General features: G+C 68.8%; 16 protein-coding genes. 5 read left to right on the top strand and 11 right to left on the bottom strand.

Annotated features, from left to right (window positions below; translation table 11 throughout):
• Positions 1-7: 7 nt before the first annotated feature.
• The 4 genes from CFB35_RS25020 to CFB35_RS25005 are packed head-to-tail and all read left to right on the top strand — an operon-like array spanning position 8 to position 2,480.
• Complete coding sequence (locus CFB35_RS25020; RefSeq protein ID WP_050018149.1) at positions 8-1,267, top strand: Rieske 2Fe-2S domain-containing protein; 1,260 nt, start codon at positions 8-10, stop codon at positions 1,265-1,267.
• On the top strand, positions 1,268-1,795 hold the full coding sequence (locus tag CFB35_RS25015; protein ID WP_059639818.1) for an aromatic-ring-hydroxylating dioxygenase subunit beta: 528 nt from the start codon (positions 1,268-1,270) through the stop codon (positions 1,793-1,795).
• A gap of 14 nt (positions 1,796-1,809) precedes the next feature.
• Positions 1,810-2,172: a non-heme iron oxygenase ferredoxin subunit gene (locus tag CFB35_RS25010; RefSeq protein ID WP_059640013.1), complete on the top strand. Its 363-nt coding sequence runs from the start codon at positions 1,810-1,812 to the stop codon at positions 2,170-2,172.
• Positions 2,169-2,480 (top strand): DUF1330 domain-containing protein, encoded by a 312-nt coding sequence (locus CFB35_RS25005; protein WP_060011815.1) that lies wholly within the window; start codon positions 2,169-2,171, stop codon positions 2,478-2,480. The genes CFB35_RS25010 and CFB35_RS25005 overlap by 4 nt, the downstream gene beginning before the upstream one ends.
• Before the next feature lie 161 nt (positions 2,481-2,641).
• Here the strand turns inward: CFB35_RS25005 and CFB35_RS25000 are convergent, their stop codons facing one another.
• The 10 genes from CFB35_RS25000 to CFB35_RS24955 form a co-directional block, all read right to left on the bottom strand.
• Positions 2,642-3,733: an IS630 family transposase gene (locus CFB35_RS25000; protein WP_059625722.1), complete on the bottom strand. Its 1,092-nt coding sequence runs from the start codon at positions 3,731-3,733 to the stop codon at positions 2,642-2,644.
• A gap of 129 nt (positions 3,734-3,862) precedes the next feature.
• On the bottom strand, positions 3,863-5,401 hold the full coding sequence (locus CFB35_RS24995) for a DHA2 family efflux MFS transporter permease subunit (RefSeq protein ID WP_060310613.1): 1,539 nt from the start codon (positions 5,399-5,401) through the stop codon (positions 3,863-3,865).
• A gap of 2 nt (positions 5,402-5,403) precedes the next feature.
• Positions 5,404-6,603: an efflux RND transporter periplasmic adaptor subunit gene (locus CFB35_RS24990; RefSeq protein WP_089465697.1), complete on the bottom strand. Its 1,200-nt coding sequence runs from the start codon at positions 6,601-6,603 to the stop codon at positions 5,404-5,406.
• Positions 6,600-8,045: an efflux transporter outer membrane subunit gene (locus CFB35_RS24985; RefSeq protein WP_089465696.1), complete on the bottom strand. Its 1,446-nt coding sequence runs from the start codon at positions 8,043-8,045 to the stop codon at positions 6,600-6,602. Before CFB35_RS24985 ends, CFB35_RS24990 begins: the two co-directional genes overlap by 4 nt.
• Positions 8,046-8,199: 154 nt before the next feature.
• On the bottom strand, positions 8,200-8,724 hold the full coding sequence (locus CFB35_RS24980) for a shikimate kinase (protein WP_256940231.1): 525 nt from the start codon (positions 8,722-8,724) through the stop codon (positions 8,200-8,202).
• Positions 8,721-9,314, bottom strand: a complete 594-nt coding sequence (locus CFB35_RS24975) for a hypothetical protein (protein WP_143328756.1) — start codon at positions 9,312-9,314, stop codon at positions 8,721-8,723. The genes CFB35_RS24980 and CFB35_RS24975 overlap by 4 nt, the downstream gene beginning before the upstream one ends.
• Positions 9,315-9,388: 74 nt before the next feature.
• Entirely contained in the window at positions 9,389-10,531 is a 1,143-nt protein-coding gene (gene pheA, locus CFB35_RS24970; RefSeq protein WP_089465694.1) for a prephenate dehydratase, read from the bottom strand.
• Positions 10,528-11,547 (bottom strand): nitronate monooxygenase, encoded by a 1,020-nt coding sequence (locus tag CFB35_RS24965; protein ID WP_089465693.1) that lies wholly within the window; start codon positions 11,545-11,547, stop codon positions 10,528-10,530. The genes pheA and CFB35_RS24965 overlap by 4 nt, the downstream gene beginning before the upstream one ends.
• A 17-nt stretch (positions 11,548-11,564) precedes the next feature.
• Positions 11,565-11,969, bottom strand: a complete 405-nt coding sequence (locus tag CFB35_RS24960) for a thioesterase family protein (RefSeq protein ID WP_059584619.1) — start codon at positions 11,967-11,969, stop codon at positions 11,565-11,567.
• A 35-nt stretch (positions 11,970-12,004) separates the two neighbouring features.
• Positions 12,005-13,153, bottom strand: coding sequence for an acyl-CoA dehydrogenase family protein (locus CFB35_RS24955; RefSeq protein ID WP_089465692.1), 1,149 nt, complete (start codon positions 13,151-13,153; stop codon positions 12,005-12,007).
• Positions 13,154-13,316: 163 nt separating this feature from the next.
• Between CFB35_RS24955 and CFB35_RS34595 the strand changes: the two genes are divergently transcribed.
• Entirely contained in the window at positions 13,317-13,556 is a 240-nt protein-coding gene (locus CFB35_RS34595; RefSeq protein ID WP_124657746.1) for a hypothetical protein, read from the top strand.
• A 127-nt stretch (positions 13,557-13,683) separates the two neighbouring features.
• Here CFB35_RS34595 and gntB read toward each other — a convergent pair whose 3' ends face one another.
• Positions 13,684-14,691 (bottom strand): guanitoxin biosynthesis L-arginine gamma (S) hydroxylase, encoded by a 1,008-nt coding sequence (gene gntB / locus CFB35_RS24950; protein WP_059639809.1) that lies wholly within the window; start codon positions 14,689-14,691, stop codon positions 13,684-13,686.
• Positions 14,692-14,816 lie beyond the last annotated feature (125 nt).

Below are 14,816 nucleotides of genomic sequence, written 5' to 3'. Positions count from 1 at the left end.
AGCTCTCTTGAACTCACCCATCGACATCGCCCGCGCGCTCGACTGGAAAGGCGACGGCGCCAGCCGCACGCCATACGAGGCGTATACGAGTGAAGCGCTGTACCAGCGGGAACTCGAGCGCCTGTTCTATGCGAATCACTGGTGCTACATCGGCCTCGAAGCCGAAGTGCCGTCTCCCGGCGATTTCCAGCGGACCGAAGTCGGCGAGCGATCCGTCGTGATGACGCGCACGGAGGATGGCGAGATCGTCGTCTTCGAAAACGCGTGCGCGCACCGCGGCATGCAGTTCTGCCGCGAGCGCTCGGGCAAGGCGAAGGATTTCCACTGCCCGTATCACCAGTGGAACTACGACCTGAAGGGCAACCTGATCGGCGTGCCGTTCCGGCGCGGCGTGCGTCAGGGCGGCACGATCAACGGCGGCATGCCGGCGGATTTCGAGCCGGGCAAGCATGCGCTGCGGCGCCTGCGCGTGTCGACGCGCGGCGGCGCCGTGTTCGCGTCGTTCGACGAGAACGTCGAATCGTTCGAGGATTTCCTCGGCCCGCGCATCCTGCCTTACTACGACCGCCTGTTCCACGGCCCGAAGCTGACCGTGCTCGGCTATACGCGGCAGCGCGTGCCGAGCAACTGGAAGCTGATGGTCGAGAACATCAAGGATCCGTATCACGCGGGGCTGCTGCACACCTGGTTCGTCAACTTCGGCCTGTGGCGCGCGGACAATCCCGCCCGGCTCGTGACCGATGCGCATCACCGGCACGGCGCGATGGTGTCGATTCGCAGCGGCGGCGGCGGCGGAGAAGTGACCCACAACGTGACGAGCTTCAAGGAGCGCATGACGCTGCACGACGACCGCTTCCTCGACGTCGTGCACGAACCGTGGTGGGGCGATCCGACTGTCGTGATGCTCACGCTGATGCCGAGCGTCATCATCCAGCAGCAGGTCAATGCGCTGTCGACGCGGCGCATCCGGCCGATCGGCCCGGGCGTGTTCGACTACGTGTGGACGCATTTCGGTTTCGAGACCGACACCGAGGAGATGACGCGGCGCCGTCTGCGCCAGGCCAATCTGTTCGGGCCGGCCGGCTTCGTGTCGGCGGACGACGGCGAGGTCATCGAATGCGTGCAGCAAAGCTTCGAGCAGATCCAGCACGGCAACGTTTACAACGAGCTCGGCGGCCGGCAGATCGACGAGCAGACCGAACACATGGTCAGCGAAACGCTGGTGCGCGGCATGTACCAGTACTGGCGCCAAGTGATGGAGGCCTGAATGAGCACGATCACGACAAGAACGGCCCGGCCGGCCGCCGAGCCGCACGCGGGCGGCGCGACCTTCGAGGATTTCTATTCGCTCGTCCAGCTCAACGCGAGATATGCGGCCGTGCTCGACGGCGGCGACTGGGACGCGTGGCCGGAATTCTTCATCGAGCAATGCCGGTACACGGTGGTGCCGCGCGAGAACCACGAGCGCAACCTGCCGCTGGCGGTGATGGATTTCGAAAGCAAGGGCATGCTGAAGGATCGCGTCTACGGGATCAAGGAGACGCTGTTCTTCGATCCGTACTATCAGCGCCACGTGATCGGGCTGCCGCTCGTCACGTATCTCGACGACACGGTGATCGAGGCGGAGACGAACTACGCGGTGCTGCGCACGAAGACCGAGCAGATGAGCGACGTGTACAACACCGGGCGCTACCTGGACCGCATCCTGCGTACGCCGCAGGGGCTGCGTTTCGAGTCGCGCATCTGCGTCTACGACAGCGAGATGATTCCGAACTCGCTGATTTACCCGATCTGAACGAGGTGCCGAACGTGACTACGGAATGGATCGATGCAGTCGCGCCGGAAACGGTGCGCGCCGACGGAATACTCGGCGTCTGGGTGGGCGGCCGCGACATCGCGCTGTATGCGGTCGGCGACGAGATCTTCGCGACCGAGAACCAGTGCACGCATGGCGATGCGCGATTGAGCGACGGCTTCCTGCTCGACGACGAGATCGAATGCCCGCTGCACCAGGGGCGCTTCAGCGTGCGGACCGGCATGGCGCTGTGCGCGCCGTTGACGACGTGCGTGCACACCTACCCGGTGAAGATCGAGAACGGCCGCGTGTTCGTGCAGCTCGCGCCGGCCGACGCGGCGGCGCCGGCGTCCGCGCCTGCGGAGGCGCGATCATGAGCGCGTACGTGGTGTTCGATATCGACGTGCACGACGTCGACGCTTACCAGGCGTACCGCCGGCTCGGCGCGCCGACGGTGGCCGAGTACGGCGGGCGCTTCCTCGTGCGCGGCGCCGAAGTCGAGACGCTGGAAGGAGACTGGGCGCCCAAGCGCGTCGTCGTGCTCGAATTCGAGTCGGCGGAGCGCGCCCGCGAGTGGTATCGGTCGGAGGGTTATCAGGCAGCCAAGCGCCTGCGCGAGCCGGCCGCGCGGACGATCGGCATCCTTGCCGACGGCTACGTGCCGGCGCCCGGCGATCCGCGTTAATCCGCGTTAAGCGGAGCAGTTGAACGGGCTGCGCGCCGTGTCGATCGGCGCGCAGCCCTTTTTCATTCGCGGTGCCGTCGAGCGCGGGCCGCCATGCCGATTCATCCATGACGGCGATGCGGTCCGGCAGGGGCTTGCGCCGCCTGCCGCCCGCCGCCCGGCTAGTGTCCTGTTCCGCTGATTCGCGAGCAAAGTCGATGCAGCTTTTCGAGGATGGAATCGGCTGACGCGGTCCAGACGAACGGTTTGCAGTTTTCGTTGTAGTGGGAAACGAATTGATCGATTCGCTTGACCAGTTGTTTGACCGAGCCGAACGAGCCTCTACGAATCGCCTTGTCGGTGATCAACGCAAAGAAGCGTTCGACCTGGTTGAGCCACGAACTGTAGGTGGGAATGAAATGCATATGCCAGCGGGGGCGTGCCGCCAGCCACGCCTTGACCTTCGGATGCTTGTGACTGCCGTAGTTGTCGACGATGCAGTGCACGTCGAGTTCGGCTGGCACGGCCTTGTCGATTTCGCGCAGAAACGACAGGAATTCCTGATGTCGATGGCGCGGCTTGCAGGTAGCGAGCACGGCGCCATTGAGGACATTCAGGGCGGCAAACAACGTCGTGGTGCCATGACGGACGTAGTCGTGAGTAACGCCTTCGACGTAGCCGAAACCCATCGGCAGCATGGGTTGTGTACGCTCGAGCGCCTGACATTGACTCTTCTCGTCCACGCACAGCACCAGCGCGTTCTCCGGTGGACTCAGATACAAGCCGACCACATCGCGCAGTTTCTCGATGAAGAACGGATCGGTCGAGAGCTTGAAGCTTTCACTTCGGTGCGGCTGCAGGCCCAGCAGTTTGAAGTAACGGTGCACGCTTGTCGGCGAGATGGCGGTTTCGGCGGCAATCGTGCGCACACTCCAATGAGTGGATCCATCTGCCGGCTTCGTGTGCAGGGTCTTGTGAATCAGTTGGGCCAACCGCTCGTCGTCGATGGTACGCGGCTTGCCGGGACGTACTTCATCGTAGAGTCCGTTGATTCGCTGCTCCAGAAACCGCAGACGCCACTTGCCCACCGTGGCACGCGTGAGTTGCAGGCGCTGCGCGATCGCGCTGTTGGGCTCGCCGTCCGCAGCCGCCAACACGATACGCGCCCGCGAGACCAGCGCAGCCGAAATCGAGCGAGAACGCGCGATCGACATCAGTTGCGAACGCTCGTCTTCGCTCAGCACCAGTTCCGCCTTCGGTCGTCCCATCGCCATGCTGACGTCTCCCGTTCCGTTGACGTCAACATGCTACGCGAAGATAGACCAGTTAACAACGGAACAGGACACTAGCCGGTCAGTCGCTCCTGCCGGGCGAGACGGCTTCCGGATGTTTTCCGTCGCGCGTCACGCGTGGCGGGAGCGGATCGACCAGACCGCCAGCAGCGTCGCGCCGAACAGCAGCAGGCAGCCGAACGAGAAATCGTTCAGCGCGAGCATGTGCGCTTCGACGTCGATCGCATGCGAGACCGACGCGAGCGCGCCGGACGGCGACAGCCCCGCGTGATCGAGCCGCGCGAACCAGTCGGCGGACGCGAAATCGTACGGCGTGATGTGGTCGACGAGATAGGTGTTGTGCACGCGGGAACGGCGCTCGAAGTAGGTCGGCGCGACCGAGGTCGCGACGCTGGTGCCGATCCGGCGCAGCGCGTTCTGCAGCCCGGATGCCGCGGGCAGCCGCTCGCGGGGCAGCCCGGCGAGCGAAAGCGACACGAGCGGCGTGATGAAGAACGCGGTGGCGGCGCCCATCAGCAGCGAATTGGCGGCGATGTCGCCGAGGGTCACGTCGCTGTTGAAATGCATGCGCCAGAACGACGCGGCGCCCCAGCCGACGAGCGCGACGGTCGCGAGCAGGCGCGGATCGGTGCGGCCCTGGAAGCGGCCGAGCAGCGGCGCGATCACGATCCCCGCGACGCCGAGCGGCGCGGTGGCGATGCCGGCCCAGGTGGCCGTGTATCCCTGCTGGGTCTGCAGCCACAGCGGCACGAGCACCAGCGCGCCGAAGTAGAGCCCGAACCCGACCGTGATCGCGAGCGTGCTCGTCGTGAAGTTGCGGTCCGCGAACAGCCGCAGGTCGACGATCGGATGGTCGTCGGTCAGCTCCCAGAGGACCAGCGCGACGAACGACGCGATGCCCACGACCGCCAGCATGCGAATTTCGTCGGAGGCGAACCAGTCGAGGTTCTGGCCGCGATCGAGCAGCAACTGGAACGAACCGAACGCGGCGGTGAGCAGCAGCAGCCCGACGACGTCGACCGGCAGCCGCCGCGTCGCGTTGTCGCGCCCCTTCAGCAGCCGCGCGAGCACGCCGAGCACGAGCACGCCCGGCGGCACGTTCACGTAGAAGATGTACGGCCAGCTCAGGTTGTCGGTGATCCAGCCGCCGGCGATCGGCCCGAGCACCGGCGCGACGAACGTCGTGGTCTGCCACACGGCCAGCGCGACGTGGCGGCGCGTCGACGGGAACACCGCCATCAGCAGCGCCTGCGACAGCGCGGTGATCGGGCCCGACGCGGCGCCCTGCAGCGCGCGAAATACCAGCAGCGACTCGAAGTTCGGCGCCATCCCGCACAGGATCGACGTGACCACGAACAGCAGTACCGACACGCGGAACAGCCGCACCTGGCCGAAGCGCTGCGTGAGCCAGCCGGTGAGCGGCAGCGTGATCGCGAGCGGCGTCGCGAACGAGGTCAGCATCCACGTGCCCATGTCCGGTGCGACGCCGAGATCGCCCGCGATGGTCGGGACGGCGACGTTCGCGATCGTCAGGTCGAGCGTCTGCATGAAATTCGCGACGCTGACCGCGATCGCGACGAGCGCCAGCGGCACGCCGGCGAGCGGCTCCAACGGCAGTTTCGGCGCCGCGTTCCGGGAGAAGAAGCGCATCGTCAGGCTCCCGGCGCGAGCGGACGGGCGCCGCTGTTCGCGCGAATCGTCTCGGCGACGAGCGCGTCGCCCGCTTCGTCATCCTCACGATAGATCGACGTGGCGTCGATCGACCGGCGCGCTTCGGGCGCACGGGCGGGCGGCGACGCCGACGCGGTGCCGGCGCCGCGATCGACCGGCACCGATGCCGTCATCGACAGGCCGATACGCAGCGGGTGCGCGCGCAGCTCGGCCGGATCGAGCGCGATCCGGACCGGCACGCGCTGGACGACCTTGATCCAGTTGCCGGTCGCGTTCTGCGCGGGCACGGCCGCGAAGGCGGCGCCGGTGCCGGCTTCGAGCCCGACGACGCGCCCGTGGAACACCACGTCGCTGCCGTACAGGTCCGAGAACAGCTCGACCGGCTGCCCGGCGCGCATGCCGCGCAGTTGCGATTCCTTGAAGTTGGCCTCGACCCACACGTGATCGAGCGGCACGAGCGCCAGCGACGGCGTGCCGGGCGACACGTGCTGGCCGACCTGCACGACCCGGCGCGTGACGAGCCCGCCGAGCGGCGCGTGTATTTCGGTGCGGCGCAGCGCGAGCGCCGCGCTGCGAACGCGGGCCGCCGCCGCGCGCACGAGCGGATTCGTGTCGATCGACGTGCCGTCGGTGCGCGCGAGCGTCGCGTCGTAGGTGGCCTGCTGCGCGTTCAGCGCGGCTGCCGCGCCGTCCATCGCGTCCCGCGCATGGCGAAGATCCTCGCGCGACACGCCGCCGTCTTGCGCGAGGCTCAGCCGGCGCTGCAGGTCGTCGTTCGCCTTGGCCCATTCGGTGCGCCGCACCCGGATCTGCGCTTCCTCGCGCACCACGTCCGCATGCGCGGTGCGGTATTGGCGCACCGCGTGCGCGAGTTGCGCGACCGCTTCGTCCAGCGCGAGCCGCGCATCGGTCTTGTCGACGCTGAACAGCAGATCGCCCGGGCGCACCCAGTCGGCGTTCTGCACGCGCACGGCGTCGACGGTGCCGCCGATCTGCGGCGAGATCTGCACGACGTCGCCGGACACGTACGCGTCGTCGGTGGTCTCGGTGCCGCGCGTGGTGGCCCACGCGGCGGCGGCGAGGCCGGCCGCGCCGGCGAGCGCGATGAAGAACCAGCGGAAGTAGCGCCGGCGCGCGCGTTGCAGCGAGGGCCCGGCGGCGGGGGATTCGGGACGGTTCATTGTGTGACTCCAGTGGAAGTGGCGCCGCCGAGCGCGGCGATCAGGCGGGCGTGCTCGATCGCGAACGACGCATCCGCGCGGGCGACCGATGCGCGATCCTCGAGCAGCCGGCCTTCGGCGAGCAGGACGTCGAGGTAGCCGGAAATGCCTTTGCGGTAGCGCTGCGTTTCGATGGTGTAGGTCCGTTGCGCGCGCGCCAGCGCCTCGCGCTGAAGCGCCCGCTGCCGGCCGAGCGTGTCGATCTGGACGAGGGTGTCGCTGACCTGCGCGAGCGCGTTGACGACCGTGTCGTCGTACGTCGCGACTGCGGCGTTGTAGGCGGCGGTTTGCGCGCGCAGGCCGGCGCGCAGGCGCCCGCCCTCGAAAATCGGCAGCGTGATCGCGGGGCCGGCGCCGAGCGTGCCGCTGTTGCCGTGGAACAGCGCGCGGAACCCGAAGCTCTGCACGCCGGCGAAGGCCAGCAGATTGACATCCGGATAGAACGCGGCGCGCGCGGCGTCGATGTTCGCCGCTTCGGCTTCGACCCGGTAGCGCGCGGCCAGGACGTCCGGCCGGCGGCCGATCAGCGCCGCGGGCAGGACGGCCGGCATCGGCAACGCCGCCGCCGGCGGCGCGGCGGGTGTCAGCGCGTCGGCGTAACCGGGCCCCCGACCGACGAGCGCGGCGAGCCGATGGCGCAGCCGGGCCGAGGCGGCCGCATGCGTGTCGATGTCGGCCTGTGCGTGCGGAATGGGTTCGCTCGCCCTGAGCACGGCCACCTGCATGTCGAGGCCGGCGTCGGCGCGTTGCGACGTGAGGCGCAGCAGATAGCTGTGCTGCTGCAGCGTATCGCGCGCGATCGCGAGCAGTTGCTGTTCGAGCGCGAGCTGCAGGTACGTTTCGACGATCGCCGCCTGCAGCGACACGGCGGCCGCATGCTCGAGCGCGCGCTGCTGATCCGCGCGCAGCGCGGCGGCGCGCGCCAGCGCGTGCTGCCGGCCGGCGATGTCGAGATCCCACGACGCGCCGAGGAGCGCCTGCGCGTCGACCTGCCAGTGTCCGGCCGCGGGCGGCGGCGTCCGATAGCTGCCCGGCAGGCGCGTCGGCACCGCGCTCGCCGTCGCGCCGAGCTGCGGTAGCAGCGCGGCGTTTTCGACGTCGGCGTCGGCCAGCGCCTGCGCGACACGTTCGCGCTGCGCCTGCAGCGTCGGTGCGCCGGCCAGCGCATCGTCGACGAGGCGATCCAGCTGCGCGTCGCCGAACGCGGTCCACCAGCGTTCGATGATCGTCGGCGAGCCGGCGCCGGCGGAGCGAATCGCGGCGCCCGCATCGAGTTGCTCGACGGGCGTGATCCACGCCGCCGGGCGTTGCGGGCCGAACGGGGCGCAGCCGGCGATCGCGAGCGCGGCGAGCGCGGGAACCAGGCGGCGCGCGCCGCACGCTCGGTCGATGAGGAGGGGCATGGTCGATTTCCTGTCGCGTGAAGGCGAACGGTCTGTATCTAAAAATATATCTTTAGATATTATTCGACGGTCGGCAACTGGTAGAAATGGCAGTCGGCCGCACCGGCGGCCGGCATCGTCGAAAAGCGGAAAGGGAAGGACAGAGGCGCGCGGGTTACGCGATGGCGAGTGCGTCGAGCGCGGCCGCGAGCGTTTGTGCGACGGACTGGCCGGAGGTATCGATGCGGCAGTGCGCGCACGCGCGGTACAGCGATTCGCGCGTGTCGTGCAGCGCGGCGAGCGCCGCGCGCGGGTCGGCGACGTTCAGCAGCGGGCGGGACGCGTCGCCGCGCGTGCGGTGCCACAGGGTGTCGAGATCGCTCGCGAGATGGATCACGAAACAGCGCTGGCCGAGCCGGGCGCGCGTGTCGTCGCGCAGCACGGCGCCGCCGCCGGTCGCGAGCACGAGCGCCGGCCCGCGGGTCAGCGCGTCGATGACGTCGGCTTCGCGTGCGCGGAAGTCGCCCGCATGGAATTGCGCGGCGACGAGCGCGCCGAAGCGGCGTTCGAGTTCGCGGTCGGCGTCGACGAACGGCAGCGCGAGTGCGCGGGCCAGTGCGCTGCCGACGGTCGTCTTGCCGGCGCCGGGCATGCCGACGAGCGCGATGCGCATCGGGCCGGCTTGCGGGCGCGGGCTCACAGGCGGCTCCGCAGCGACGGTGCGCGGCGGGTCACGGCGGCGATGCGCTGCATCCGGACGTAGTTGGCGAGCGGGTCCAGCGCATCGGTGACGAAGGTGTGAGGCGCGCCCGGAGCCGTATCCAGCGCAATGCCGGCGACGACGAGCGTGCCGTCGCACAGTGCGTCGGCGAGCGCGCCGATTCGTGCGCCGAGCGCCGGCGACGCCACGCCGAGATCTGCAACGACGCGGCGCGAGCGCGGCCAGTCGACCGGCTCGGCCGGGCGTACCGGCCAGCGCGCCAGCAGGCCGCCGGGCAGCGGCGTCGCGGCCCGTGCGGCGGATGTCTCCAGCACTCGCCAGGTCAGCGGCGCCGCGGGCAGGCATGCGCGCCAGCGGCCATAGGCGGTCGCCAAGCTGTCGCCGATCGCCACCGCGGGAAGCCGGAGGCGCTCGCAGCGCCGCAGCAGGCACGCGGTGCCGGCGGCGTCGGGTGTGCCGCGCACGAACGGCAGCAGCTCCAGTTCGTCGTCGTATTCGGCGCGCAACGCGCGCAGCCATCGCCCGGCGGCGAGCGACAGGCAGTCCGCCGCGGCGATGCCGCACAGCACGAGCAGGCGATCGTCGCGACCGTCGCGAATCGCGCGCAGCCGGGCGGCGACGCGGGACGAAGCGGGCGCCGTCGTCATGATGCGGCCGGGCCGTCGGCGTGCCGGTCGGGACAACCCGCGGCTCGCGGATAGGCGCCGAGAACGCGCAGTTCGGACGCGGCGAGCGCCATCTCGTCGAGCGCCGCGCGCACGTTCGGATCGAGCAGGTGCCCGCCGAAATCGATGCAGTACCGATACGCATGGCCGGCGCCGCGTGCCGGGCGCACGCCGACCCACAGCAGCGGGGCGCGGTGTCGGGCGAGCGCGTCGAATACGCGCGCGAGCGCGTCGGGCGCATCGGTCGGCCGCAGCACGATGCTCGTGCGGTCGTGGCCGGTCGGCGCGGGCGCCTGGCCACCGACGATCACGAAGCGCGTGTGGTTGTCCGGGTGATCCTGGATCGCACTGGCAACGATTCGCAGTCCGTAAAGCGCGGCCGCGGGCTCACCGGCGATCGCCGCGCAGTCATACAGGTGCGCGGCCTCGCGCGCGGCCACCGCGTTGCTGGACACCGGGATGCGGCGCAGGCCGGGCGCATGCGCGTCGAGCCACGCGCGGCATTGCGCGAGCGCCTGCGGATGGCCGACCACGCTGTCGACGCCGGCGAGCGATCCGCTGGCGCTCAGCAGGCAGTGCGCGACCGGCAGTTCGATCTCGCCCGTGACGCTCGCCGCCTGCGCAATCAGCAGGTCGAGCGTGCGGGTCACGGCGCCTTCGGACGAATTCTCGATCGGCACGACCGCGCATTCCGCGTCGCCGCGCGCGAGCGCGTCGAATACGGCGTCGATCGTCTCGTGCGCCTGCCCGCGGGCGAACTCGCCGAAATGACGGAGCATCGCGGTTTCGGTGTAGGTGCCCGACGGGCCGAGGAACGCGACCGACGGCAGCGCTTGCGCGTCACGGCTCGCGCTGAACAGCGTCTGCCAGATGGCGCGCAGGTCGCGGTCGCGCAGCCCCCACGGCGCGCGCGTGCACAGCTCGGCGACGATCGACGCTTCGCGGGCGGGCTGCCGCACCGCGAGCCCCGCATGCCGCTTGAGATGACCGATCTCGGTTGCGTGAGCGATGCGCTGGCCGATCAGTTCGAGAAGCTGGTCGTCGATCACGTCGATCCGCGCGCGGCGTCGCGCGATCGCATCGTCGACGGACGACGGGGCGGCAAGTTCGGTGGGCGTCATGGCGTGTCGATCCGTGAAGCGGAGGAAACGGCCGGCCGATGCGCGGCGACGTGCGCGGCCGCGCCCGGCTGCATGCGAGCGACGGCGCGCGCGTATTCGGCCGCGAGGCGTTCGACGATGTCGGCCACGCTGAGCACCGCGTCGATCGCGCCGACGCCCTGGCCTGCCCCCCAGATGTCGCGCCACTGCTTCGCGCCGCCGTCCGGCGAGAAATCGAGCTGCGCGCCGTCGACCCGTGCGAGCCGGCGCGCGTCGAGCCCGGCCGCCTCGATGCTCTGGCGCAGGTAGTTGCCGTGGACGCCGGTGAATGCGTCGGTGTAGATGATGTCGGCAGCGCTGGCTTCGACGATCGTGTCCTTGTAGCGCTGCACCACGTTGGCTTCGTGCGACGCCAGGAAGCGCGTCCCGATGTACGCGAAGTCGGCGCCGAGCGCGCGCGCGGCGGCGATCGCGTCGCCCGTCGCGATCGCGCCGGACAGCGCGATGAAGCCGTCGTAGAAGCGCCGCACTTCCGTGACCAGCGCGAACGGCGACAGCGTGCCGGCGTGGCCGCCCGCACCGGCCGCGACGAGGACGAGTCCGTCGACGCCGGCTTCCAGCGCCTTCTGCGCATGTCGCACCGTCGTGACGTCGTGCAGCACGATCCCACCGTAGGCGTGGATCGCGTCGACGACGTCGCGCGACGGCGCGCGTAGGCTCGTGATCATCAGCGGCACGCGGCGCTCGATGCAGATGCGCAGGTCCTGTTCGACGCGCGGATTCGACGGATGGCAGATATGGTTGACCGCGTACGGGCCGACCGGCGCATCGGGATGGGCCTCCCGGTACGCGCACAGCGTGCCGTCGATCGTGTCGATCCAGTCGCCGAGCTGCGCGCTGAGCCGCGCGTTGAGCGCCGGAAATGCGCCGACGATCCCGCTCCTGCACTGGGCGAGCACCATCTCGGGATAGCTCGCGATCAGCATCGGAGACGCAATCACCGGCAGCCGGAGACCCTGCAGCGGAAGCGGAATCATGGTCGGGCTCCGGCTCGTCAGCGCACGAGCGCCGCGCTGTCGCGCCGCTCGTCCAGGCGGCGATGGAAGCCGTCGCGGCTGACCGCGCAGCGCGTATGCACGCCTTCGCCGACGACGCCCACCGCGTCGCGCACCTCGACCCGGTACGTCATCATGCGGCCGTCGACCTCGATCAGTTCGGCGTCGACCGTCACTTCCCATTCGGGCGGCGTCGGCGCGAGATGCTTGATCTCGAAGTTGTAGCCGACCGTCATCTGCCCGGCCGGCAGCAGATGGTCGGTCGCCTGCATGCAGGTCTGTTCGATGAAGATGATCATGATCGGGCTCGCGAGCGCGTGCGCTTCGCCTCCCCATTGATCGGCGAGCGAAATCGTGTCGACGCGGTGGGTGGCGCGGGCGCGCAGGCCAGTCTGGATAGTCAAGGGCAGCTCCTGAAGGGGGATGGAAGGGTGAACGCTCACGCCGCGCGCGCCGTGGCGGCCGCGCGTCGTTGCATCTGGCTGAAGATGTTGCGGTAATGCATTTCCTCGGTGCCGCCGGCCGAGCCCATCGCCAGCGCGTCGGCGACGAAGGTGGCGAGTGGGCCGCGCCGGTAGCCGTCGCTGCCGTGAATCGCGAGCAGGTGCAGCGCGGCCTGCGCGAGATCGCGCGCGCCCGCGAGCTTCGCGATCGAACAGTTCGCGAGCGCCTCGGGACGTTGCCCGACGAGTTGATCGAGCGCCGCGCGCGCCGTCCAGCGCGTGCGTTCGATGCCGACCTGGACGTCCACCAGCCGGCGCTGCACGTGCTGATGGGCGTCCAGCGCGACGCCGAGCGTCTTGCGGCCGCTGGCATGCGCGAGCGCGTCGGCGAGAAACGGCTGGGTGACGTTCGCGCACAGCAGGCCGAACAGCGCGCGATTCATCGACGCGATGTCCATCAGCAGGCGCAGCCCGTCGCCGGGCGTGCCGAGCAGTTCGTCGGCGTCGACGCGCACGCCGGACAGCGCGAGATCGCCGATCGGAAGATCCGCGACGCCGAACGTCGCCTGCGGGGCGCTGCGCCGCACGCCCGCGCGTTCGGGATCGATCAGCACCAGCGCGGTGGCCGGCTTGCCGTCGCCGGTCAGCGTCGCGACGATCATCATCAGGCGCGCTTCGGGCGCGTGGCTGATGTTGTACTTGTGGCCGTCGAGCCGGTAGTGGTCGCCGTCGCGAACGAGGCACGTTTCGAGCGCGCGCACTTCGGTGCCGGTACCTTTCTCGGAGATCGCCGTGGCGCCGATGGCGCCGGACAGCAGCGACGGCAGATGCCGTGTGCGCTGCGCGTCGGAACCGTATGCGACGATCGCGCGAATCAGGGTCGCCTGATTGGCGAGCGCCATCGCGAAGCCGACGGAGCGCAGCGCCGCGGCGACCGCTTCGAAGGCATCGACGAAGTCGTGCCATGTGCCGCCCGCGCCGCCGAGTTCGCGCGGTACCGGCAGGCGCCACAGTCCCGCGTCCGACAAGGCATCCCATGCGTCGCGATGGAAGGCGCCGCAAGGGGCGGAACGCGCATGGCGTTCGGCGATGTCCCGGTACGCGGCGGTCGTCGTGTGCTGTGCTTCGCTGGCGATGAGAGTCATGTCGGGGCGCGGGCTTTGCAGGGATCGTGTCGCCAATCTAATGAAAAGCGCCCGGACGAGAAACTGTCAGTTATTGCACTTCGATGCGGCGCGCAGCGGGGAGTGAAGCAAGCGTGATCGGCGAGGCGATGGGCGCGGCGGAGCGCGATTGCCGGAGGTGATCTTGACGCCCGTCGCGTACATCGGCGCTCGCGGATTGCCTCTTTGTTTTGAAACGCCCGCCGGGCACCGGATGGCCGACCTCGCGCAGGCCGACGTGATGCGCCGCCGGCGGGCGTACGTGGTCGATCCGATACTCGCGGCGCGAGCCGCTCGCCGAGCGTGCGGTGCCGACACGGCACCGTGTTCGTGCCGCATCGCGACTGAAATCGCGTGCCAGGTGCCCGACGGACTTCTCGACTAACGACGCTGCCGCGCGCGCAAACCACGACGGGATCGCATGCGTGCCGCCATGATCGGTCGATCCTGTCGGCAGGACCGCGTGGACATGGCCGCGGCGATGCGGGCGACGAGGACGATTGCACGTACGCTCATGAGTTCGACTGCGGTGCGTGAGACGGGGTGGCCGGTGCCTTGTAGCCTTCGAGGATCTGTTCCATTACCGACAGCGGGTGGCTTCCGCGCGACACGATTCCGCCGGTGCGGGCGTTGGCGCGCGCATAGTGTTCGTCCCGCATCAGGATTCGGTGGGCCGCAGGCAGGTTCCAGTACGGGATGGCCGCGAGAAGATGATGCGTGAGGTGCAGATTGTCGCCGTGCATGCCGATGAACCAGCGTTCCCACCATGACGGAAATCGGTTGCGGGTCATCAGCAATTCGTCGGTTTCCCTGCCGAACAGGCCGAAGTGCTCGGATACCTCGGATAGCCACCCGATGACCTGGAACGACGTCAGGTACGGAATCAGCCAGAAGAGCAGGTACCCTGCGGGGTTCGTGGCAATGCCAAGGACTGCGAACAGGAACGCATGGACCAGGATCAGCTTTATCGCGCCACGCCGCGATTTGAGCAGCGATGCAACGCGATGACGGACGAGGTAGTTGGCGTAGCTGAACACGTTCAGCAACATCAGGGTACGAAGCACGTGGCCGAAGCAGAACTCGAATCGATCCTCGGCGCGCTGAAGGCCCGAGTCGATATAGTAGATGTAGTCCGGATCGCGCGTCGGATCGCCGAGAAACCGGTGATGCGACATGACGTGAGACTGGCGATACGATTCGAAATCCTGAAAAACCGGGAGGCCGGAAAGATATTCGCCGATGAAACGATTCAAGCGGCCATTGCGTGCGAGTGTCAGATGCGCCGCTTCGTGCAATAGCGACGCGAGTGCGCGCTGGCGGGATCCGACGATCAGCACGGTCAGCGGATACGCGTACGGCGTCAGCCTTGTCATCCAGATCGCGCCGGCGATCGTCGCAAGGTCGCCCATCCAGCCCAGTAGCCCGCGCCAGTTGTTCTTCCGGTACAGCGGGTCGAGATCGGCCTTGAGTACGGCGCTTATCCGGAACTTCCTCAACACGCCCGTATTCTGTTCGCGCATATCGATTCCTTGCCTGTTTTGAAATGCGAACCAAGTTATACGAACGTGTTTTGCACAGCATCTGTGAAATTTCGCTGTGGAAATTGACAGTGAAATTTCGCAGGTTGTGAGACGGCCATGTCCCG

The organism is Burkholderia sp. AU16482, from assembly GCF_002223285.1.
GTDB lineage: Bacteria > Pseudomonadota > Gammaproteobacteria > Burkholderiales > Burkholderiaceae > Burkholderia > Burkholderia semiarida.
Note: the sequence above shows the minus strand (reverse complement) of the source record. Positions and strands in the feature narration are given on the sequence as shown.

Bases quoted from the DNA above. Each gene is read 5' to 3' on its own strand.
- CFB35_RS24955 (WP_089465692.1), bottom strand. From the start codon at position 13,153: ATGACTCTCATCGCCAGCGAAGCACAGCACACGACGACCGCCGCGTAC.
- CFB35_RS24965 (WP_089465693.1), bottom strand. From the start codon at position 11,547: ATGATTCCGCTTCCGCTGCAGGGTCTCCGGCTGCCGGTGATTGCGTCT.
- CFB35_RS25000 (WP_059625722.1), bottom strand. From the start codon at position 3,733: ATGGCGATGGGACGACCGAAGGCGGAACTGGTGCTGAGCGAAGACGAG.
- CFB35_RS24995 (WP_060310613.1), bottom strand. From the start codon at position 5,401: ATGCGCTTCTTCTCCCGGAACGCGGCGCCGAAACTGCCGTTGGAGCCG.
- gntB (WP_059639809.1), bottom strand. From the start codon at position 14,691: ATGCGCGAACAGAATACGGGCGTGTTGAGGAAGTTCCGGATAAGCGCC.
- CFB35_RS24985 (WP_089465696.1), bottom strand. From the start codon at position 8,045: ATGCCCCTCCTCATCGACCGAGCGTGCGGCGCGCGCCGCCTGGTTCCC.
- CFB35_RS24990 (WP_089465697.1), bottom strand. From the start codon at position 6,603: ATGAACCGTCCCGAATCCCCCGCCGCCGGGCCCTCGCTGCAACGCGCG.
- pheA (WP_089465694.1), bottom strand. From the start codon at position 10,531: ATGACGCCCACCGAACTTGCCGCCCCGTCGTCCGTCGACGATGCGATC.
- CFB35_RS25015 (WP_059639818.1), top strand. From the start codon at position 1,268: ATGAGCACGATCACGACAAGAACGGCCCGGCCGGCCGCCGAGCCGCAC.
- CFB35_RS25005 (WP_060011815.1), top strand. From the start codon at position 2,169: ATGAGCGCGTACGTGGTGTTCGATATCGACGTGCACGACGTCGACGCT.